Source organism: Leptolyngbya sp. FACHB-671 (genome assembly GCF_014695745.1).
Lineage (GTDB): Bacteria > Cyanobacteriota > Cyanobacteriia > Elainellales > Elainellaceae > JAAUTN01.
Genome location: NZ_JACJOV010000112.1, coordinates 1 through 19,900, shown reverse-complemented (window position 1 = coordinate 19,900; position 19,900 = coordinate 1). Strand labels below are relative to the sequence as shown.

The 19,900-nt window shown below is 47.4% G+C and carries 20 protein-coding genes and 1 rRNA gene; 10 read left to right on the top strand and 11 right to left on the bottom strand.

The window, feature by feature from the left end:
* Positions 1-85, bottom strand: an 85-nt coding sequence (locus H6F93_RS35810; protein WP_524537882.1) for a transposase-like zinc-binding domain-containing protein, incomplete at its 3' end; no start/stop codon positions are given.
* Between H6F93_RS35810 and H6F93_RS15115 the strand changes: the two genes are divergently transcribed.
* From H6F93_RS15115 to H6F93_RS15095, 5 genes are all read left to right on the top strand, one after another.
* Positions 61-321: a hypothetical protein gene (locus H6F93_RS15115; protein ID WP_190682149.1), complete on the top strand. Its 261-nt coding sequence runs from the start codon at positions 61-63 to the stop codon at positions 319-321. The two genes, H6F93_RS35810 and H6F93_RS15115, sit on opposite strands and share 25 nt — an antisense overlap.
* Positions 322-470: 149 nt before the next feature.
* On the top strand, positions 471-698 hold the full coding sequence (locus tag H6F93_RS15110; protein WP_190682147.1) for a PIN domain-containing protein: 228 nt from the start codon (positions 471-473) through the stop codon (positions 696-698).
* 183 nt (positions 699-881) lie between these two features.
* Positions 882-1,709 (top strand): MOSC domain-containing protein, encoded by an 828-nt coding sequence (locus H6F93_RS15105; protein ID WP_190682145.1) that lies wholly within the window; start codon positions 882-884, stop codon positions 1,707-1,709.
* A 157-nt stretch (positions 1,710-1,866) separates the two neighbouring features.
* Entirely contained in the window at positions 1,867-3,207 is a 1,341-nt protein-coding gene (locus tag H6F93_RS15100) for a hypothetical protein (RefSeq protein WP_190682142.1), read from the top strand.
* A 169-nt stretch (positions 3,208-3,376) separates the two neighbouring features.
* Positions 3,377-5,047, top strand: a complete 1,671-nt coding sequence (locus H6F93_RS15095; protein WP_190682139.1) for an ABC transporter substrate-binding protein — start codon at positions 3,377-3,379, stop codon at positions 5,045-5,047.
* Positions 5,048-5,078: 31 nt separating this feature from the next.
* Here H6F93_RS15095 and H6F93_RS15090 read toward each other — a convergent pair whose 3' ends face one another.
* Both H6F93_RS15090 and H6F93_RS34075 read right to left on the bottom strand, forming a co-directional pair.
* Positions 5,079-5,306 (bottom strand): DUF2283 domain-containing protein, encoded by a 228-nt coding sequence (locus H6F93_RS15090; protein WP_190682136.1) that lies wholly within the window; start codon positions 5,304-5,306, stop codon positions 5,079-5,081.
* 89 nt (positions 5,307-5,395) lie between these two features.
* Positions 5,396-5,563 (bottom strand): hypothetical protein, encoded by a 168-nt coding sequence (locus H6F93_RS34075; protein ID WP_199333608.1) that lies wholly within the window; start codon positions 5,561-5,563, stop codon positions 5,396-5,398.
* A 39-nt stretch (positions 5,564-5,602) separates the two neighbouring features.
* On the opposite strand from H6F93_RS34075, the gene H6F93_RS15080 reads away from it, so the two are divergent.
* Positions 5,603-6,628: an ABC transporter permease gene (locus H6F93_RS15080; RefSeq protein ID WP_190682133.1), complete on the top strand. Its 1,026-nt coding sequence runs from the start codon at positions 5,603-5,605 to the stop codon at positions 6,626-6,628.
* 14 nt (positions 6,629-6,642) lie between these two features.
* On the opposite strand, the gene H6F93_RS15075 is transcribed toward H6F93_RS15080, so the two are convergent.
* The 3 genes from H6F93_RS15075 to H6F93_RS15065 form a co-directional block, all read right to left on the bottom strand.
* Positions 6,643-7,050, bottom strand: coding sequence for a hypothetical protein (locus H6F93_RS15075; RefSeq protein ID WP_199313735.1), 408 nt, complete (start codon positions 7,048-7,050; stop codon positions 6,643-6,645).
* 192 nt (positions 7,051-7,242) lie between these two features.
* On the bottom strand, positions 7,243-7,497 hold the full coding sequence (locus H6F93_RS15070; RefSeq protein WP_190682130.1) for a hypothetical protein: 255 nt from the start codon (positions 7,495-7,497) through the stop codon (positions 7,243-7,245).
* 188 nt (positions 7,498-7,685) lie between these two features.
* Entirely contained in the window at positions 7,686-8,864 is a 1,179-nt protein-coding gene (locus H6F93_RS15065; protein WP_524537951.1) for a M20 family metallopeptidase, read from the bottom strand.
* A 281-nt stretch (positions 8,865-9,145) separates the two neighbouring features.
* Here H6F93_RS15065 and H6F93_RS15060 point away from each other — a divergent pair, with 281 nt between their 5' ends.
* Positions 9,146-9,940: a RecB family exonuclease gene (locus H6F93_RS15060; RefSeq protein WP_190643404.1), complete on the top strand. Its 795-nt coding sequence runs from the start codon at positions 9,146-9,148 to the stop codon at positions 9,938-9,940.
* 111 nt (positions 9,941-10,051) lie between these two features.
* Here the strand turns inward: H6F93_RS15060 and H6F93_RS15055 are convergent, their stop codons facing one another.
* Both H6F93_RS15055 and H6F93_RS15050 read right to left on the bottom strand, forming a co-directional pair.
* Positions 10,052-11,185, bottom strand: a complete 1,134-nt coding sequence (locus H6F93_RS15055) for a hybrid sensor histidine kinase/response regulator (RefSeq protein ID WP_190682128.1) — start codon at positions 11,183-11,185, stop codon at positions 10,052-10,054.
* Between the two features lie 130 nt (positions 11,186-11,315).
* Positions 11,316-13,445: a CHASE3 domain-containing sensor histidine kinase gene (locus H6F93_RS15050; RefSeq protein ID WP_190682125.1), complete on the bottom strand. Its 2,130-nt coding sequence runs from the start codon at positions 13,443-13,445 to the stop codon at positions 11,316-11,318.
* A 118-nt stretch (positions 13,446-13,563) separates the two neighbouring features.
* Here H6F93_RS15050 and H6F93_RS15045 point away from each other — a divergent pair, with 118 nt between their 5' ends.
* The 3 genes from H6F93_RS15045 to mtnA all read left to right on the top strand — a co-directional run bounded on the left by H6F93_RS15045 (position 13,564) and on the right by mtnA (position 17,646).
* A complete protein-coding gene (locus H6F93_RS15045; protein ID WP_190682121.1) occupies positions 13,564-14,280 on the top strand; it encodes an SOS response-associated peptidase in 717 nt (238 codons plus the stop codon).
* Positions 14,277-16,466 carry an Eco57I restriction-modification methylase domain-containing protein gene (locus H6F93_RS15040; RefSeq protein WP_190682117.1) on the top strand — a complete coding sequence of 730 codons (2,190 nt, stop codon included), beginning with the start codon at positions 14,277-14,279 and terminating at the stop codon, positions 16,464-16,466. Before H6F93_RS15045 ends, H6F93_RS15040 begins: the two co-directional genes overlap by 4 nt.
* Positions 16,467-16,587: 121 nt before the next feature.
* Positions 16,588-17,646, top strand: a complete 1,059-nt coding sequence (gene mtnA, locus H6F93_RS15035; protein WP_190682114.1) for an S-methyl-5-thioribose-1-phosphate isomerase — start codon at positions 16,588-16,590, stop codon at positions 17,644-17,646.
* A gap of 63 nt (positions 17,647-17,709) precedes the next feature.
* Here the strand turns inward: mtnA and H6F93_RS15030 are convergent, their stop codons facing one another.
* The 3 genes from H6F93_RS15030 to rrf all read right to left on the bottom strand — a co-directional run.
* The gene (locus H6F93_RS15030; protein WP_190682111.1) at positions 17,710-18,471 is read right to left on the bottom strand and encodes a PspA/IM30 family protein; all 762 of its coding nucleotides are present in this window, start codon (positions 18,469-18,471) and stop codon (positions 17,710-17,712) included.
* A 178-nt stretch (positions 18,472-18,649) separates the two neighbouring features.
* Positions 18,650-19,240 (bottom strand): chromophore lyase CpcT/CpeT, encoded by a 591-nt coding sequence (locus H6F93_RS15025; protein WP_190682108.1) that lies wholly within the window; start codon positions 19,238-19,240, stop codon positions 18,650-18,652.
* Positions 19,241-19,799: 559 nt separating this feature from the next.
* A 5S ribosomal RNA gene (rrf, locus tag H6F93_RS15020) occupies positions 19,800-19,900 on the bottom strand; the annotation flags it as partial.

Genomic DNA, 19,900 nt, shown 5'->3' with positions numbered 1-19,900 from the left:
TGCACTGCTTACACTTGTAGCATTGTCTCCCTCGACGATGCCCGTTCTTAGCGACTTGAGTTGAATTACATTGAGGACATTTCATTCTTCTATCATGCCAAACCAAGCATTACCCTTGCAGCAACGCCAGTAATAGATAATAATAACCGATTGATAACTGACATTGCTGTAGTGACTCCTACAGATATCTACTGCCTAGAGTTTAAGTGGCGATCATCATTGCTTGCTGATAGTGAAATTATCAGGCAAACAGTGAGTAGAGTGAAGGATTTTGCGATTCAGTTGCCTGAGCTGCAAAATATTCTTGGTAAATTGGAGTAAGTTTATCTACTTTGCTTCTAGCATAAAGCTAACTTTGAAAAATGAGATTAGTTACTAGAATATGAATGACCATCTAAGACATAGAGTAACCTTTTTAGTAGAGTTTTTTAAGAGTTCTTTCCGAGGTAAAAACGCTAGATGAAAAAGTTTTGGCTTATCAAGAGTTACTGCAAGTTGCTTTAGATTACCAACCGATCGTGATTATCCCTTTTAGTCGTACATCTGCTCTAGAGTATCAACGCTTACGAAAAGATTATCTTTGTATAGAAAGTATGGATTTGAAGAATGCTGCGATTGCTCTAACCAGCAATGCAATTTTATTCACGCCTAATGAGTTAGATTTTGAACAAATTTCAGGATTGCGAATAGAAGATTAGACCTGCTTTGAAAATAGATTTTCGTTCGGGGGTGTGAGCGCGATCGCGCTCATGATGTCTCCTGCAAAAATTCGACAGCATAAGCATGGAAGGTGCGATCGCCCTACATCCTCGTAAGCCTTGATACTTCTGTGTTGCGTATGTTCTGGTAACGTTGTCCCGTTGTTACAGAACTAATAGTTTATGGTGCGGGAAGTGGTGGGGGCGATCGCGTCACTCTGGCGTTATCCGGTCAAGTCCATGTTGGGGGAAGAAATAGAAGTCTCAAAAGTAACCGCTCGTGGACTAGCAGGCGATCGCGCCTATGCGCTACTGGACGTGCAAAGTGGTAAAGTAGCCAGCGCCAAAAATCCCAAAAAATGGGCAAAGTTACTCGATTATCAGGCGGCTCTTACAGAAATGCCCCATGACTATGAGTCTCTCCCAGCCGTTAAAGTTTCCCTGCCCAATGGTGACACGATTACCAGTGAAGCACCTGATGTCAGCAAAGTCCTTTCAGCGGCACTGGGGCGAGATGTGGAGTTACTTTCTTGCCCGCCTGAAGCTCCCGCTCTGGAGCAATACTGGCCATCTGTTGAAGGAACGGCTCACCAAGATACAGTGACTCAACTGCTGATGCCAACGGGAACATTTTTTGACTCTTGCTCCATTCACGCAATAACAACAGCAACCCTTGCTCGGCTACAGGAGCTTTATCCAGAAGGGCAATTTGAGCGCTGTCGATTTCGCCCGAATTTTGTCATTGAACCTACTTCGTGTGAAACTGCATTTTTGGAAGATGAGTGGGTAGGAGGAATTTTGGCGATCGGTGAAACAGTTCGTCTCAGCATCGATACTGCCTGTCCCCGTTGTGTGGTGACGACCTTGGCGCAATCTGGTCTACCCGAAGATTTGAATATCCTCCGCACCACTGCTCGCCATAACAACGTTATTGCTGGCATTCGAATGTCTGTCTTGCAGGGCGGCACGATTCGCCTCAATGACTCCGTATGGTTAGAAAAGGCTGCCTAGCCGATCTTCAGAAGAACCTTTCTAGGATTGATTACCATAGCAATCCCAATAGCAATCCCAAATGATTTGTGAGAAGTTCACCTAAAGAGGTGAGTTTCTTATAACTCACTCATCTCATAACTGATTTAGGATTGCTATTCTATCCAGGGAAAGTGCTATGAAACGACTATGGATTGCTCTAGGTGGCTTGCTGCTGAGCGTTGTTTCTGGCTATAGCTTGTATTATTTTTCTCTGAGTGCTAGAGCAGTGGTTCGTCGAGAGCTAAGTACCATCTGCCCAGAAGATTGGACAGCAAAAGATTTTCATCTTGTCGGAACTCAAACACAGTCACAAGAGACGATCGCCATCTATCGGCTCAATTGCTTTGATGGGGATAGCAGCATTAGTCGAGCTAGAAGAAGCTTCTTAGGCTATGAAGTTCTAGAGCGCAAAGGTTTAGGGTGGCGATCCCCCGAACCTGGCTCTCATCTTGAAGTCTTACCAGAGTTTTCTCAAGAATACGTCGAATACGGGACGGTGAACCGTGAGAACCAACAGAGCGATCGCCCTGCCATGATCTATGGTGAAATTCTTAGCCCTGATGTGATAGCAATAGAGGTCACCTTTGATACGGGTGAGAGTCTGCGTCAGGAGAACAAAGATGGTGTGTTTGCAATAGCGTCACCAGAAGCCACTGAGGTTCGTGAAATCAGAGCCTTAGGTGAAAACGGTCAGATTCTACAGCAGGATAGTAACCAGTTGCCAACGATTGACAACAATTTTACCTACGCGCCTGTTGCACCTAGTCCTGAAGATATCGTTCGTCATTCTTACTTCTCCGGTGACCTTTGTCCCAATCGGGAAATTCGACAGAAAGCTCAGGTTCTTGGAGACTTTCGGATTCTGCATGCAGTTCAATATCCACCGTACCAACAAGTTGTGTTTTTCAGGCTGCTTTGTCGCACTGACAGTAGAGCAATACAGTCTGCTGTGATCGGAATGGAAACTGTTGAGCAAAGGAACGCCAGTTGGCAGCAAGTGGAGGCTCCTTATTTTGAGCACCCTATAAATTACGACTTCAAATCTCTAGTTCGACGAGGAAATGTCTGGAGAGGCTTTAGCTATAGTCCTCTCTTGAGTTTTAGTGCGCCCTTTTTATCAGAAGGAGAAACTTTAAGAAGTACTTCTCTTATGACGTCAACTAAAACCCAAGATGGGAACTCCACCTTCTACTTCGGAAGCACCTTTGAATGTAGAAATCCGTTGAGAAATCCGTCGGTACCTGCTGCAACTGCTGCTGATGAAAGCTATACCTTCTATGCTGGCAGTACTTTTGAATATAGAAATTTATTTGCACCCGCCGAAGCCGTTGCTGTCGAAGTAACTTTTGGTACTGGAGAAACCTTAAAGGATCAGGTTATTAACGGGATTTTTAGTGTGATGCTACCTAAAAATGCAGGAGTTTGTCAGGTCAAATTTTTAGGAAGTGACGGTCGAGTTTTAGCGGAATTAAGTTGACCTTTAGCAAATTTAGAATCAACGCACTGTAGGCTTTCAAAAAGCTAACTCTGAGCACAGGGTCATTAGTCAGATGTGCCGATTCTGATTGAGTTATTGCTGCTAGCAGTGTATAAAGTTCTGGATATAGACAGATGACAAGCTGTATTGGGATATCCAGGTGGAGTTTATGAGCGGGTCTGGTTTTGCGGGTAGGTTTGGCTTTTCTCGGCGGGGGTGGCGATCGCTCCTCCAATTCTTTACGCTATTCAGCCTTTGTATTGCACTGATTGTCGGCTGTGGTGGTGCGCCTGATACCGAGCAACCCGCCAGCCCAGCCGCTAGCGAGGAAGCGGGCAGCAGTCGGATCACAATGGGCACGACGCAAAAAGTGGAAACGCTCGATCCGGCAGATGCCTACACAATTTTTACAGGCATCTTGCTCTATAACATGGGCGATCGCCTCTACACCTACGAACCTGGCACCACAGACCTAGTTCCCCAACTGGCAACCGAGATGCCAACCGTTAGCGATGACGGATTGACCTACACCATTCCGCTGCGAGAAGGCGTAACGCTGCATGATGGCACTGCCTTTAACGCCGAAGTGATGAAATTTTCTATCGATCGCTTCATTCAAAATGGGGGCGGACCAGCCTTCTTGCTAGGAGACGTAGTCGATTCGGTTGAAGCTTCTGGTGAATACGAACTGACCATCACACTCAAGGCTGAGTTTGCTGGATTCCCGGCACTGCTATCCTTTTGGGGCGTAACCCCCGTTCCACCTGATGCCTACGAAATTGGCGAAGGCAGCTTCAAACCTGACTCTTTCATCGGCAGCGGCCCTTACAAACTCGCTTCCCTCAATGCCGACTCGATCAAGCTGGATGTGAATGAAGACTACTGGGGCGAACCTCCAGCTAATCAGGGCATCGACATTCAAATTTACGCAAGTCCGGCAAACCTGTATAACACCTTCCGCACGAGTGGATTAGACATCGCTTACCAAACGCTCGACCCCGACCAGATTGCCAGCCTGCAACGAGAAGAAGACAGTGGCGGTTGGGAAGTGATCGAAGCTGGCACGAATGTAATCAACTACATGACGCTAAACCAGAAGATTGAGCCAACCAGTGATCTAAATGTAAGAAAGGCGATCGCTGCGATGATCGACCGCAACCTGATCAACGAGCGAGTCTTTCAAGGCAACGCAGAGCCGCTCTACAGCATGGTTCCGACTAGTTTCGAGATTTATAAACCTGTCTTTGAGCAAGCTTACGGGGATGGCGATTTCAACAAAGCCAGAGCATTCCTGGAAGAAGCTGGATATTCGGAATCCAACCCGCTCAACTTTGAAATCTGGTATCCCTCTGCCTCCACCGAGCGCAGCATCATCGCCAACACGCTTAAGGAATCGATTGAACAAGGGCTTCCAGGCTTAGTCACCGTTGCTGTCAATAGCGCAGAACGTGCTACGCTCTCTGAAGGGGTTGACACCGGGCTCTACGAAACCGTTTTGCTCAACTGGTATCCCGATTTCTACGACCCGGATAACTTCACCCAGCCTTTCTTTAGCTGTGACCAGGGTTCACCCGAAACGCTTTGCGAGAAAGGTGCAAGTCAGGGCAACGGCTCCTTCTACTACAGCCAAAAAGCAAATGACCTGATCACGCAAGAGCGGGCAGAGCAAGACCCCGCTGCTCGTGATGCTGTTTTCACTGAACTGCAAGACCTATCTGCTGAAGATGTTCCTTACATTCCCCTCTGGCAAAACAAAGATTATGTCTTTGTTCAAGACGGGATAGAAAACGTCAGCATTGAGCCAACTCAGCAGTTTTTGCTCTGGCAAATTTCTAAATAGGAATGATGTGAGGGAGGGTGATCGCCCTCCTTCAACTTCCGATCTGTTCGTAATTTGAACTCATTAAAGGCAAATTAAGAGTTTGAAGATGAACAGAATCAACGTTTTTAGAGCAATTGTCAAGTGTAATCGCTACAGGTTTACCCTGTTCGTCATAATCCAGGATTAGAACATTAGTAATTGCGTCAGTAGAGGCTACAGGTTTGTTGGTTAGCTCGATCGCCAACGTATCGGTTTCAGGAAAATATTGAATCTTCACTGTGGCTCCTCTCCTCGCTGTTGTCGTTTATAAAAGTTACGGTCAAAAAAAGCATTGTGAACAGTTTCTCCATCGTCTAGCGTAATGACTCATAGAACCCGACCTTCTGCTTCTTCAATGTTGCCCCAGAAGGCGATACGGTTATGAGGCTGCATTTCTTGCTTAATTGGATTAGCTAGCACACGCTCTATCCATTCTGGTAAAACTTCAGGATGCTTCTGAGAAGCAAACTCCCTAAAATATTGAGTGCTTTTCATGTTTCAGAATAGCTTAGTAAACCGATACCAATAAGTTTCATGTCTCGTTCTACCGCCCTGGGTTACTATATTCTCTCTCGTCTGTTGCTTGCGCCGTTGATGCTCTGGACGATCGTGACGCTGGTGTTTTTGCTGCTGCGGGCAACGCCAGGTGATCCGGTTGATGTGATTTTAGGCGGCAGGGCACCAGAGGCGGCGAAGGAAGCATTGCGATCGCGCCTCGGTTTAGACGACCCGCTTTGGCTGCAATATATTGATTATCTGAAAGATTTGCTCAGGCTTGATCTAGGCACATCGCTCACCAGTCAGGGACAGTCGGTTTGGGAAATTATTCTGCAATATTTTCCGGCTACCGTCGAACTAACTGTGTTGGGTGCGATTATCGCAGTGCTGGTAGGGGTGAGCGTTGGTGCATTGGCTGCATCCAAACCAAACACGCCCGTTGATGCAGGAGGACGGCTGTTCGGCATTATTACTTATGCCCTGCCAACCTATTGGGTGGGAATGCTGTTGCAGCTTGTGTTTGCTGTGCAGTTGCGCTGGTTTCCGATTGGCACTCGCTTTCCGCTGTCGTTCACGCCTCCCGATCGGCTGACTGGGCTATACGTGATTGATAGCCTGTTGCAGGCAAATTTTGGAGCGTTGTTCACAAGCTTGTATTACTTGGCGCTGCCCAGTTTGACCCTAGGAATTCTATTGAGCGGCGTGTTTGAACGAATTGTGCGAGTAAACCTGAAGCAAACGCTGCGGTCAGACTACGTAGAAGCGGCGCGCGCGCGAGGCATTCCTGAACGGCAAATCGTCATGACTCATGCGCTGAAAAATGCGATGATTCCGCTGATCACAGTATTGGGATTGACGATCGCCTCACTGCTGGGAGGCGCAATTTTAACGGAGGTGACTTTTTCCTGGCCAGGACTGGCTAATCGGTTATACGAAGCGATCGGGTTCCGGGATTATCCGGTGGTGCAGGGAATTATGGTGTTTTTTGGCGTGATTGTGGCGATCGCCAGCATTTTGATTGATATCTTCAACGCCTACGTCGATCCTCGGATTCGCTACTAATGCAGAACAGTTAGTTAAACCGCATTGAAACGAGGATTGGCTCTTAAAATAGTCGGTTCAAGGTCTTGCATCCAGTGAACAAAAGAGCTTGAAAGTTCTTTAAAGTCAGCTTGACGCACCAACAAGGCTGTATAACGTGCCCGCTGCCTGACTACAATTGCACAGTAGCCCGCCCCATGAATCACAGCATGACGGAACCCTTCTAACTGTAAAGACGAAACGAGTAAAGACTGTAGCCCCAGCGCCTGAAAAATCGTCTGCACCCAGCCAATATCACCACTGTCAGCCGTTGTGAAATATTCTTTAGGCAAACCGCTTAAATCAAAAATCGCTGCCCCAATAACGGAGTCTGAATAGTTCACCTGCACACCCTGCGGGTTGATGTGATGCTGTGTTGATTCGGCAATTTTAGTGTGGATCACCTACGGGCCTCAGGAAACTGTGGATTTAACTTGAGAAGCGCATTGTTACTTGCATTCGTGCAAGTGATGCACAAGTCAAACCTTGCTATTAAATAGCTTAAGAAATAAACGTCCTTTCCACGACGGGAAAAATACCCATTTAAAGTGGGTAGATTCAACAAAATAATAGGAATTATTTGGATTTGAATTGGACTACAGCTCTGAAGGGGTGTCGGGTGCTACTTCTACTCCCTCCCCTTGACGAATGACTTGCTGATCTGTAATCAGATCGCTCAACTCATTAACCTGCACACCAATTTGACTACAAGCGTGTTGAAGCTCCTGCTTGAAGGTGTTGAGATCCCGACCATAACCACACAGCCCTGCAGCAGTTTGGATGCCCTGTTTGGCATTAGCCTTGGCGCAGTCGATCAGCTCTATGCCTTTTAGTGGTGTGGATGCTGCCATAGTTCTCAGGAGATTATTCACTCTTATTCGGGGCAGTATACAAAGAAACTTAGCGCCAGTTCATCTTCCTAAAGGCAGCAAAAAGAATGTCCTTGCTTGAAGGATGTTGGATATGGGGTTGAGGAGTTAAGCCTACGATTTTAGAAACAGATTTTGCTGCACGATCGCTTTGCTCACTCTAGATAGCTTTAGTTTTGCCAATACTTGTAAGCGGCATAGGCCATTGTGACAACCCCTGTAACGATCGCCGCTTCATTAACGTGAAACTGAGGGTGATGCAACGGGTAATTGGGCTGGTCAGGGAAGGCAACACCGAGACGAAACATTGTGCCTGGAGCGTGGTCTAGGTAAAGAGAGAAATCTTCAGCTCCAAGGGAGGGTTCTAGTAGAAGCTGCACGCGATCGCTTCCCCAGGCTTCGTGAGCAGCGGCTTCTACCAACTGGGTAAGTGCCGGATCATTTTGCACCGAGGGAACGCCTCGCCGGTAATTGATTTCGTACCGTGCCCCAAAGGGCTGGCAAACGCTAGCGACAATTTGCTCAATCCAAGTTGGCAGAGCAGCACTGGTTTCAGGATGGAGCGATCGTACTGTTCCTAGCATTCTCACCTGATCGGCAATCACATTAGGTGCCCTGCCGCCTGTGATTTGTCCAATCGTCAGCACAACCGGACGCAGTGGATTGTGGGTGCGACTGATTGCCTGCTGAAGTGTCGTTAACACCTGGGCCGCAATCCAGATTGCGTCGATTGCTTCGTGCGGTCGGGCCCCGTGTCCCGACTCTCCTAAAATGGTGATTTCCAAATCATCGGCCGCAGCAGTCAGTGCCCCATAGCGAATGCCAACACAGCCACCGGGAATAGTCGGAAAAGTATGCAGTGCCAAAATCGCGGACACATCCTGCATGACTCCATCTTTGACCATCCATCCTGCTCCCTGGGCAGTTTCTTCAGCCGGTTGAAATAGAAATCGAATCGTGCCTGGTAGTGTCTCACCTAGCTGAGCCAACACCATTGCCGTTCCTAGCCCTACCGTCGTGTGGACATCGTGACCACAGGCGTGCATGATGCCAGTTTGTCGAGAGGTATATTCCAACCCGGTTTTTTCTTGAATAGGCAAGGCATCCATGTCTGCACGAATTGCTAGAAGGCGACTATCAGTACCAGAGCCGAGCATTTCACCCACAACTCCCGTTTTACCGACTAGTTCTTGCACATGCAGACCACAAGATGAAAGGACTCCTGCGACGTAGGCAGCCGTTTGATATTCCTGACCGCTCAATTCAGGATGACTGTGGATGTGGCGACGAATTTCTATCAGACGGGGGGCAAGATTCGCAGCAATATCTTTAATCCGACTCAACATCATTCCGGGGTGATTGGTTTTACCTCATGATAAGCAGTTGTTAAAAGAAATACTGTAAACGCAGTGTTAGATTCCCGCTAAATATAGTCTCTACTCAGGGGCGACGCCCCACCCTAGTGCCCCATCCCTAGTCCCTAACCCCCAACCCCCAACCCCTATCTCTAGTGCAAGTAGTGCAAAAGTACCCTGTTCTAATTCTATATCTAGTGCCATGATGGGTTGAGAAGCGATGGCTGTACGAGCACCTATCCTTCTCTCCAATCATTCAGCTTGAGTTGGAACCCATGCCCTACACACTGTCTGCCGCTAAACTGCAAACCTACTATCACTGCCCTCAGGCTTATTATTTCCGCTATGAGCGGCGAATACAGGGAGCAGCGTTTTTTGGCTCAGCAGCACTGGGGACTTCGCTCCATCAGGCTTTAGCGCAAATTTACCAGGAATGGCACTACCAAGATGCGATTCCACGCTATGACTGGATTGAGTACTGCTGGAGCCGACAAACTAAAGACCTGACGGCAAACCAGATGGCAGAAGGGCGATCGATTTTGAGGCGTTATTACAACGACTTTATTGTGAGTCAGTCGGTGATGCGCCGACCTGTGGCAGTTGAAGGCAGAATTCAAGGAACGCTACAGGTGCAGAATTTGGAGTTTGTTCTGTCGGGACGGTATGACCGCCTGGATTTGCTAGAAGATGGGTTGGAACTGATCGACTACAAGTCAACCAAGGAGGTTGAGCCACCCCAACCTGATGAAATGGATTTGCAAATTGGGCTGTATTACCTGGCGCTAGAGCAGCGCTATCAGCGTAGTTTGCGGCGATTGAGCCTAGTGTATCTGCGAACTGGAAACAAGGTGAGCTTTGAGGTTACGCCTTCTCATCGGCAGCAGGTTGAAAGTGTGATTGGCGAGCTAGCGCTTGAGTTGCGACACGATCGCAAGTGGCTCCCCTTCCCTGGTGAACAGTGCGATCGCTGTGCCTATGCGCGATATTGTTCTGCAGTCAGAGCCGAACCCGATCCATTGCCCGAAGATGCCAAACCAGAGTCCGAATTGCAGCTTGTTCTTAGCCTCTAACCCTACTTCGAAAATAGGCATGTTTAATTAGACTCCCTGCATGAATCGTTTTTCGAAGCGTGAATGGGGACGCGGCAAAGCCGCGTCCCCATTCAGCAAGAGGTCTATTGTTTAAGGTGTAAGCGGCAAAGCTACAGTAAATTTGGTGCCAACGTTGATTTTGCTGCTGGCGTGAATCCTGCCTCGATGCAGATCGACACACTTTTTCACGATCGCCAATCCTAACCCTGTACCAGGAATCCTACCCACGTTGCTACATCGGTAGAAAGTTTCAAACAGACGGCTTTGATCTTTATCGGGAATTCCAATTCCCTGATCCTCGATAGAAAAAAAGGCAGTGTTATTTTGACAATTTAGATTAAATTGAATCCTACTTTGTGTCGGAGAATATTTAATTGCATTGGAGATGAGATTGATAAAAATATGCCTCAGTAAAGCGGCATCCATCTCAGCTTCCGTGCAGTTTCCTTCACGGGTAAAAACAATAGAATGGCGATCGCCATCATTGAGCTGCATGGCTTCAACTAATTCCAGGCAAAAGTTTTCTAAATTTAATGGAACAGGATTGTATTCTAGTCCACCTGCTCCACTGCTGCCCAATAGTAAAACTTCATCCAATAGGTCAAGCATTTGATCAATTGACGTCTGGATTCGGTTGAAATATTGCTCTCTTTTTTCTGGCGTAATTTGCTGTCCGAGACACTGAAGCAACTCTGTAGAAGAACGAATTGTTGTCATCGGTGTGCGAAATTCATGGGAAACCATCGAGATAAAGTTAGTTCTCATTAGGTTCAGTTCACGCTCTTGATTAAGCGCTTTGAGCATGTTTTGTTCGCTGTTTTTGAGGCGTTTTAGAATCTGTTCACGCTCGATCGCATAGCGAATTGCTCGCACCAGCAGTTGAATCGTAATTTGGTCTTTGACCAAGTAATCTTGCGCGCCGCTTGCCATGACCTGCAAAGCCAATTCTTCATCATCTGTTGCAGTTAAAACCACAATTGGCAGACTAGGAATAGCAGCACGAAATTCTGTGATGGTCTCTAGTCCACTGGAATCTGGTAAATGTAGGTCAAGCAAAACGACATCAAAGGGGCGATCGCAACAAGCGTCAATTGCGTAGCTTAATCGATCGACGTGTGTCATTTCCCAACCTAGTTGATTTGCCCGTAAAAGTATTTGACGTAATAAGTTTGCATCAGTGGAGCTATCTTCTACTAATAAAATTTGAATGGTAAATTTTTCCATAACGCTTCTTTGATAAGAGTTGCGATAAATTGAGATGCTAACTCTTTAAAAATTAGGACTCAAGAAATTTTAAGCAATAGGAGTCTGGTATCGTGTTAGCTAATTCTAATTGGCTTAAAGAAAGAAATCGCTATTCCCGATTAGGTAGAGTGAAATAAAAAGTGGTTCCTTCGTCTGGTTGAGATTCAGCCCACAGGCGACCTCCATGACGGTCTACAATCTTTTTGCAAATTGCTAAACCGATTCCAGTACCGGGAAATTCCTGACGAGTATGTAAGCGCTTGAACACCTCAAAAATTTGCTCAAGATAACGAGGTTGAATGCCAATTCCATTGTCGCGAATACTAAAGATTTGCTCTGAGGCAGTTTGCTCTACCCGAATATAGATTTTGGGCGGTTCCTTACGCCGAAATTTGATAGCATTACCAATCAAATTTTGAAAGAGTTGAATCAATTGAGTTTTATCTGCAATAACCATAGGAAGTGAGTCATGGAAGATAGCAGCATTATTTTCGGCGATCGCCACCTGCAAATTACGTGAAACTTGCTCCAGCACCTCGTTGCAATCGGTTGGAGTAAGCACCAAATCGTGAGTCCCTACCCGTGAGTAGGCGAGCAAATCATGAATCAACTGCTGCATTCGTTGCGTTCCGTCCACAATCCAATGCATGTATTCTTTTGTTGATTCGTCCAGAAGATCGGCTGGCAAATCTTGCATCAGAAGTTGAGTAAAGCCCGAAATTGCCCGAAGTGGCTCCTGCAAATCGTGGGAAGCTACAGAAGCAAACAGTTCTAGCTCCTGATTAGAACGTACCAATTCACCAGTGCGCTCTTGAACTTTGATTTCTAACTCAGCTTTTGCCTGTCGCAGTGCCTCTTCTGCCTGTTTGCGCTCAGTAATATCCGTGCAAGTGCCAATCCATTCTCGAACGGTGCCATCTGCCTCACGCACCGGAACGCCTCTCACCCAAAAATCACGGTAGCTGCCGTCTCGGGTTCGCATTGGCTGCACTTGCTCATACAGGCTTTGAGTGGCGATCGCCTGAAGCCAAGACTGATGAATCCGTTCACGGCTGTCCGGGTGAATCGCCTCTAGCCAACCCAACCCTTTGATCTCCGCATCGGTTTGCCCAGTAAGCTGTTGCCAAGCAGAGGTGTCTCCAACTGTCTTGCCGTTTGCATCGCTGAGCCAGATGACTTGAGCAGAGGCGATTGCTAAAGACCGATAGCGCTGTTCACTCTGAGTTAACGCGATTTCTGCTTGTTTTCGCGCGGTAATATCTTGAAAAAAAATCAGCAGTCCTTCACGGGATGGGTAGATCCGACTTTCAAACCATTTATCCCAGAGTGGATAATATTCCTCCAGTTGAACCATTCTCTGTTCAGTTACTGCTTGGTAGTAGGCATGATAAAGCTTCTGCCCAATTCCTTTAGGGAACTCTTCCCAAATATTTTTACCAACTAATTCTTTAGGATCACGATTGAAGATGTGTCCTGCCCGCTGGTTAACATAGGTATATCGCCACTCAGGGTCGAGGGCGACAAAAGCATCGGTAATTCTTTCCAGAATGTTTTCTAGTTTTGATTTTGTAGCTTGCTGCTCTAGACGAATTGCCTCTTCAGATAGGGCTTTGCTGACACCAATTTGTTTGTTAAGTAATCGATAAACCCAAATCAGCAAAATAAAACTAGAAAAATAACCGATACAAATTACCAAACAAATATTAGAAAAGCCGGTTGCTGCTGCTCGTTCTTGTAGCAAGGCATACTCCTCAATTTTAAGGGATTGTAAGCCTGACCTAATCTCTGGTTGAACAGCTCCGCCTTGTTCGATAAAGGCAATCCGTGCAGGCGTTTCTAGCTGATTGTGCTGAATTAGACTGACTGACTGATCGAGCAAAGCTAATCTTTTTTCGATTAGAGGTTCAAGGCGTTCGAGTCGCTGCTGTTGAGTTGGATTGTCGATGGTTAGTTGCCGAGTTTGTTCAATTGACTGAGTAGCTTTTTTTACGCTGGTATGATATTTGTCCAGGTCAACTTTCCGCCGAGTACTCAGATAGTCTCGATGGGCGTTTTCTGCCTCGCTTATTGCTTCAAAAGCATTGTCAATTGATCCAATTACCTTGTAGGTGTGAATTATCCATTGCTTATTTTTAACTAGCTTTTGAAGTTGGAAATAAGACGCGATGCTAACGCCACATAGCAAAAATATCGCTAGACCAAATCCAGCAGCAACAATTCTTTCAGGAAGTGCTTTCACGGCAGGTTTCTCAACTGATCAATCGTTTTTGATAAGCGCGGCTGGAAACACATTGACCTACATTTAGTTTTACATTGGATTCAGACCCTGATCGCAATTCAAAATAACTTTTAGAGCTATGTGTGGAAGATTTACTTTGAGCCAAACGAGTGAGGCGATCGCCAATCACTTTCGGCTAGCCGAGGTGCCCGACCTGCCGCCGCGCTACAACATTGCCCCTACTCAGCCCATTGCTGCCGTAGTGCTGGACGACCAAGAACAGCGACAATTTACACATTTCTATTGGGGCTTGATTCCTTCCTGGGCAAAAGACCCCAAAATTGGGGCAAAAATGATCAACGCTAGAGCCGAAACCGTCTCCGAGAAACCTGCCTTTCGGGCTGCCTTTAAGCGCAGGCGATGTTTAATTGTGACGGACGGATTTTACGAGTGGAAAAAGGTGGAAAAACAGAAGCAGCCATTTTATTTTTGTCGCAGCGATTGCCCCAAAGAGGGAACTGCTTCGCATCGCCATCCCTTTGCTTTTGCTGGGCTGTGGGAACACTGGCAAAGCTCTGAAGGGGACACCATTGACTCTTGCACCATCCTGACGACAGAAGCCAGCGAGTTAATGGAGCCGATTCACAACCGAATGCCCGTAATCTTAGATGAACCAAACTACGATCGCTGGCTTTCCCCAATGTCTAAACCTGATCTGCTACAGGCTTTGCTGTGTCCTCATTCTGCTCAAGGCATGGAGCGTTATCCCGTAAGTAGTCAGGTCAACCGTGCAACTCACGATAGCCCTGACTGTATTCAGCCTCTCGCTGAAGCAAGCATTGCGGAACAGGTATGAAAGCACTGCTGAAGCAGGCTGAGCGGGCTTGGGAAGCGATCGCCCACGATCTGATGCTGACTCATCCTGAGTTGCCCAATGGAGCCAGCCAAATTGCCCAGCGGATTGTATTAGTCACGCTTTGTCTGACAATTTGTGAAAATCGGAGAATTGTTGCACCCGGTCAGCTTCAGCAAATTTCCCAACAAACAGATCTCTATGCCCGTTTGACGCAGTACTGGCATAGGGTTGGTTTAAGCGACTTCTCAATCGACCCACAGCAGCTTCATTTGACTGTTGAAAATCATTTGCTGTGTGACCTGTGCAGTTGTTTTGCTCAGTTCGTCTCTTGTGGTGACACGATTCCCATTGAGACATTGGGGCAACTTCACGAGATATTTTTAGCAAAGGAAATTAATCCTGGAGCAAAATTGCCCAAAATTGGCAGGCGAAAGTTTGCTGGGGCTTATTACACACCGAGAGCGATCGCCCATTACATCATCCAAAACACCGTTGGACATTTGCTCAAATCGTGTCCTGAAAACGACCAAACCCCGCTGCGAATTCTTGATCCTGCCTGTGGAGGCGGCATTTTTTTGCTGACAGCTTATCAAGTTTTGCTAGACCACAAGGAAACTCTCACCCAGACAGAGCGTAATCAAATTCTGATCAATCAACTTTATGGCGTTGACCTTGATCCACAAGCAGTTGAGGTGACACGGTTATCCCTATTGCTGAAGTTGCTAGAATCTCTGCCTCACCCTGATTTGGACCAACTGCCCGACCTCAGCCACAACATTCAAGTGGGCAATGCGATCGTCGGGCAAGATGCTTGTCCGCAACACAAAGCGCTGCAACGAGAAGCACTTCATCCGCTAGATTGGCAAACCGCATTTCCGCAAGCGATGCAATCGGGAGGGTTTGAGGTGGTGATTGGCAACCCGCCTTACATTGACTCAAAAACGATGACGCGATGGTTGCCCCATTGCCGTCACTATTGCATGACTCACTACAACGCGGCTGCTGGCAACTGGGACATCTTTTGTGTGTTTATTGAAAAGGCGCTGCAACTATGTAAACCCGGCGGATTAAGTAGTCTGATCGTGCCAAACAAACTGCTGTCGGCAGACTATGCAGCAGGGGCGCGATCGCTCCTACAGCACAACCAGCTTCTTTCAATTCGAGACTATTCCCGTGTCTCAGTATTTGCAGTAGCCGTTTATCCGCTAGTGTATGTGGTGCAAAAAGGCACTCCCTCCACAGCGTCAATGATTCACTACGAGTTAATGCAAAGTGTGGAAGAAGTCGCCCATGCTCATATTGTTTCTCCAGGCATAGAGTTCGCCCCATCTAACACTAAGCAGTTTGATTCTGAGCAGTCTGTTGAGAGAAGTTTGCCCTGGCTAGTTACACTTGAGCCGCAGCAGGCAGACTTGATGTTGCGACTGCGGCAGTTTCCACCTTTAGGTGCGATCGCCCAAGTCCTAGGAGCCGCAACTGTTGCCGAAGCTTACGCAATTCAGCCGCTAATTCAGGAAAGCCAAGCTCCTACTCCTGAAGATCTGCAACTGGTCAACAGCGGCACGCTCGATCGTTACTGTTTTTTGTGGGGGAGAAAGCGATTGCGCTATTTGGGCGCGTCTTACTTGCATCCGGTGATTCCAGCCCATTTACGTCAGCACCTACCGCGCAAACGAGAACAGCAGGCGATCGCCCCCAAAATTCTAGTCGCAGGAATGACAAGGCAGCTGGAGTGTGCCTTGGACTCGGCGGGTACAGTTTTGGCTGCAAAGTCAACTTCAATCATTCAATCTACAATTGACTTGCGCTATTTGTTAGGCATACTCAACAGCAAGCTGATTCGCTTCTATTTCACTAGCAGTTTTGCTAGCAATAGCCTCAGCGGTGGTTATCTGCGTGTGGGTCCGCCGCAGTTGAAACAGATACCGATTTGTTGGGGAGATGGGGAAGGGGAAAAGGGGAGCGATCGCTGTAACCAGCTAATCGGTTTGGTTGAACAAATGTTGTTATTGATGCCAGCTCAACAAGAGCCTACCAAACCAGCAGTGTTGCAGGAATTCCACCATCAAATCAATGCGGTTGATCAACACATCGATCAGCTTGTTTGTGAACTGTATGGTCTTACGGAAGCAGAAACCGAGATAGTGTTAGCCTGCGTTCCCCATGAGAGGGTTTCTGCTCAGTAGCGGTATTATCTCCCTCTGACCTCGAACACTTGAGCTAACTGCGATCGCTATTTTTAGCGCTTTGTCGCGACATTTATCCTCAAGAGTTAAGATATTTTTACCCTCTCCTTCTGAAAATCCAATGTCACTCACAAATCAGGTTTATCCCGTTGTCTGGCAGGGCAATTGCGTTTTGCTCATTGACCAAACTCGCTTGCCGGGTGAATATGCTGTCGTCGAAATTAGTCGCTGTGACGATATGGCACTAGCAATTAAAACCATGATTGTGAGAGGTGCGCCTGCAATTGGAGTTGCTGCGGCTTATGGCATGTATTTGGGTGCTCGTGAGATTGAAACTGACAGCCGGGATGAGTTCTTGACCCGCTTGGAAGCAGTTGCTCAAAAGCTGAGGGCGACGCGACCCACAGCCGTGAATCTGTTTTGGGCGATCGACCGGATGCTGAAAACAGCACGTCAAACGATTGGACCCGTTGAGCATTTGCGGCAGTCTTTACTCAACATGGCTCAGACAATCAACGCAGAAGATTTGCAGACTTGTCGGGCAATTGGCGATCGCGGACTAGAAGTTTTGCCCTCTACCCCTGCTAAACTGCGGATTCTCACCCACTGCAATGCCGGGGCGCTAGCAACTGCGGGATACGGGACCGCCTTAGGCGTAGTGCGATCAGCCTGGTACAACGGTCGCTTAGAAAGGGTCTATGCAGATGAAACTCGTCCCCGCTTACAGGGCGCAAAGCTAACTGCATGGGAATGCGTGCAAGAAGGAATTCCAGTGACTGTTATCACGGATGGCATGGCGGCTCACTGTATGCAAAGAGGCATGGTTGATGCAGTCGTCGTTGGGGCTGACCGAATTGCTGCAAACGGCGATACTGCAAACAAAATTGGGACTTATAATGTCGCCCTAGTTGCCAAAGCCCATAACGTTCCGTTCTTTGTTGCGGCTCCGCTGTCTACAGTTGACTTCAAGCTTAGTGATGGCCGTGAAATCCCCATTGAGGAGCGTGATCCTGAAGAGGTTTTTCAAATCGGCGACACCATCATTTGTCCGCCCGGAGCCGATTTTTACAATCCCGCTTTCGATGTCACTCCAGCTAACCTAGTCACCGCTATCATCACTGAACACGGCGCAATTTCCCCCAGCCAACTAGCTCAGTTTCAAACGCAGCAGGTTGTCTAGGATTGCTTACCTCAAGCCTTGAAGCAAATTAATTCTGAATCTTCACTTTGCCGCTACTCAAGTTTATGCATCTTCAAGTTGAGAACGCAGCTTTTCTAACTCTGGATCAGTTTCAGAAGCAGTAGATGGTGAAGGTTTACTAGACGGCAAGCTAGCCGGAGCTGCACCAGAGGAAAGTTGCGCTTTCATGGCAGCCAGTTCTGCGTCAATGTCGCCGCCACCCTCTAGTGCTGCAAACTGTTTCTCTAGGTCGTCGGTACCCAACTCGGCGATCGCTTCAGACTGAGCCTCAAGCTGCATCACTTTCTCTTCCATGCGCTCAAATGCAGCCATGGCACTACCTGTACCCACACGCCCCATCATGTCGTTGATTTGCTGAGATGCTTTGGCAGAGCGGGCGCGAGCAATATACATATCCTTCTTGGTTTTTGCCTCAGAGATTTTGCTCTCTAGGGTCATCATATTTTGCCGCAGCTTCGTAACAACGCTGTTTTGTTGAGACAATTGCCCCTTCAGCGCATCAGCCGTTTCCTGATAGGACTTGCGGCGAGTCAGAGCCTCCCGTGCTAGGCTATCATCCCCTTTCTGCAACGCCAGCTGCGCTCGCTGATACCACTCATTCGCAGTTTTTTCAGACTGAGCTGCCTGTCGCTCAGTTCGCTTTTGAGTGGCGATCGCCTGCGCTACCGACTGCCGCAGCTTAATCAGGTCCTCCTGCATGTCTAGCACAGTCTGCTCCAGAATTTTTTCTGGATCTTCCGCCTGACCAACCAGGCTATTCAAGTTGGCACGAATCACACGAGCGATCCGGTCAAAAAGTCCCATAACAGATCTCCGCTAATCCTGGCTGCTAAGGGTGAAGATAAAAGCGCTTCACAGTGCTTCTAAACCTTTCACATCCTATATCTCCAAAGTTAATCTCATAGTATCGCACCTTGCGATTTCACAAGGTTGACCAAAAGTTAGGGATTGCAGCAGGTTTATGAACAACTCAATATTGGCGCTATTCAGGCAGCTCAGCCGCAAAATCTTCACACTTACTAAATTCATAGGGACCCATTAAAGCTCCCCATAGTGCTTGCCCTGTTTCAGGGTCAACCCCGCGATCATAACTTGCAAAAGAATTTAAGCCAACATCAAACCCCAACACTACTTGTCGAGTTTTGCCCTCATACTCAAAGCAGCACTTGCTTTCGGGTAAGGGCCGCGCCTTGAACATATTGTCTTGTAGAGTAATGTCCAGTACACAACCAAGCAGTGGCTCTAGATCAGAAGCTTCTAACTTATTCAACAAATCAGTATCAGCACCTGCACCTCGAAACTGATTGGGGTGCTTGAGTGCTAGATATTGAGCTTGCAAGCGATCGCCATTCTCCGAGAACACAACAACTCGCTGACGATAAGGTTGATTTAAATAGAGCGCATTCGCCTGCTCTGCAAACAGTGCCAATTTCCCTTGGATTCGCTGTCGTAAAGGACGCTGCCAGAGTCGCAAATGCACAAACCAAGCAGGCTGTTCAAATGCCTGCTTGCGATTGTCAAACTCTCCCGCTAACCACTGCACCAGAGCTGTCAAAGTTTGAGAATTAGACATGAATTAATCTCGATATCAGTAATTTAATCTTGATATTTTGCTGATTCAGATACAACTCTTTCATGCCGTTTAACCATGGGTTCTATTTCGCTCAAGTGCTATAGTTGCCCCAGCTGATTAGTGTACAGAGGCAGTACAACTATAAGTATTTCCAGGTTTAGAGGGGCGTATCTCACTAAACCTGGAAATATTTGTGGAAAATCTTGGGCAGTACTGTAGGTATAGCGTGGGTTGGGTGAAGCGAATGCATTACCCAACAGAATTTAGGTGGGCGTTAGGTTTCACGTTGTTTCACCCAACCTACATCCGAAGATTTGTCAGTCAACCAGCCGGGAATACTTGTGGAAAATCCTGGGCAGTACTGGAGTATCTGGAAAACTACCAACGATACCCGTCCTCACGAGTCGTTTTGCCTAATTCACTAAAGATAATTAGCGTGTGCTGCTAAGCGCTATTAATCTAGAAACAACCCTTGCTGTTTCAGCAAACTCTAATGATGTAAACCACGAATTCCTCCTTCAATAAAGCGAAGGAGGAATTCGTGGTTTTTTAATTAATAACCTGGCGCCGAGCTATTTTTGCGGAGGGCAACCCCTCAACTATCTTTGCCGCAGCGATGTTTCACGACCGAGTTCGGGATGGGTTCGGAGTGGTTCCATT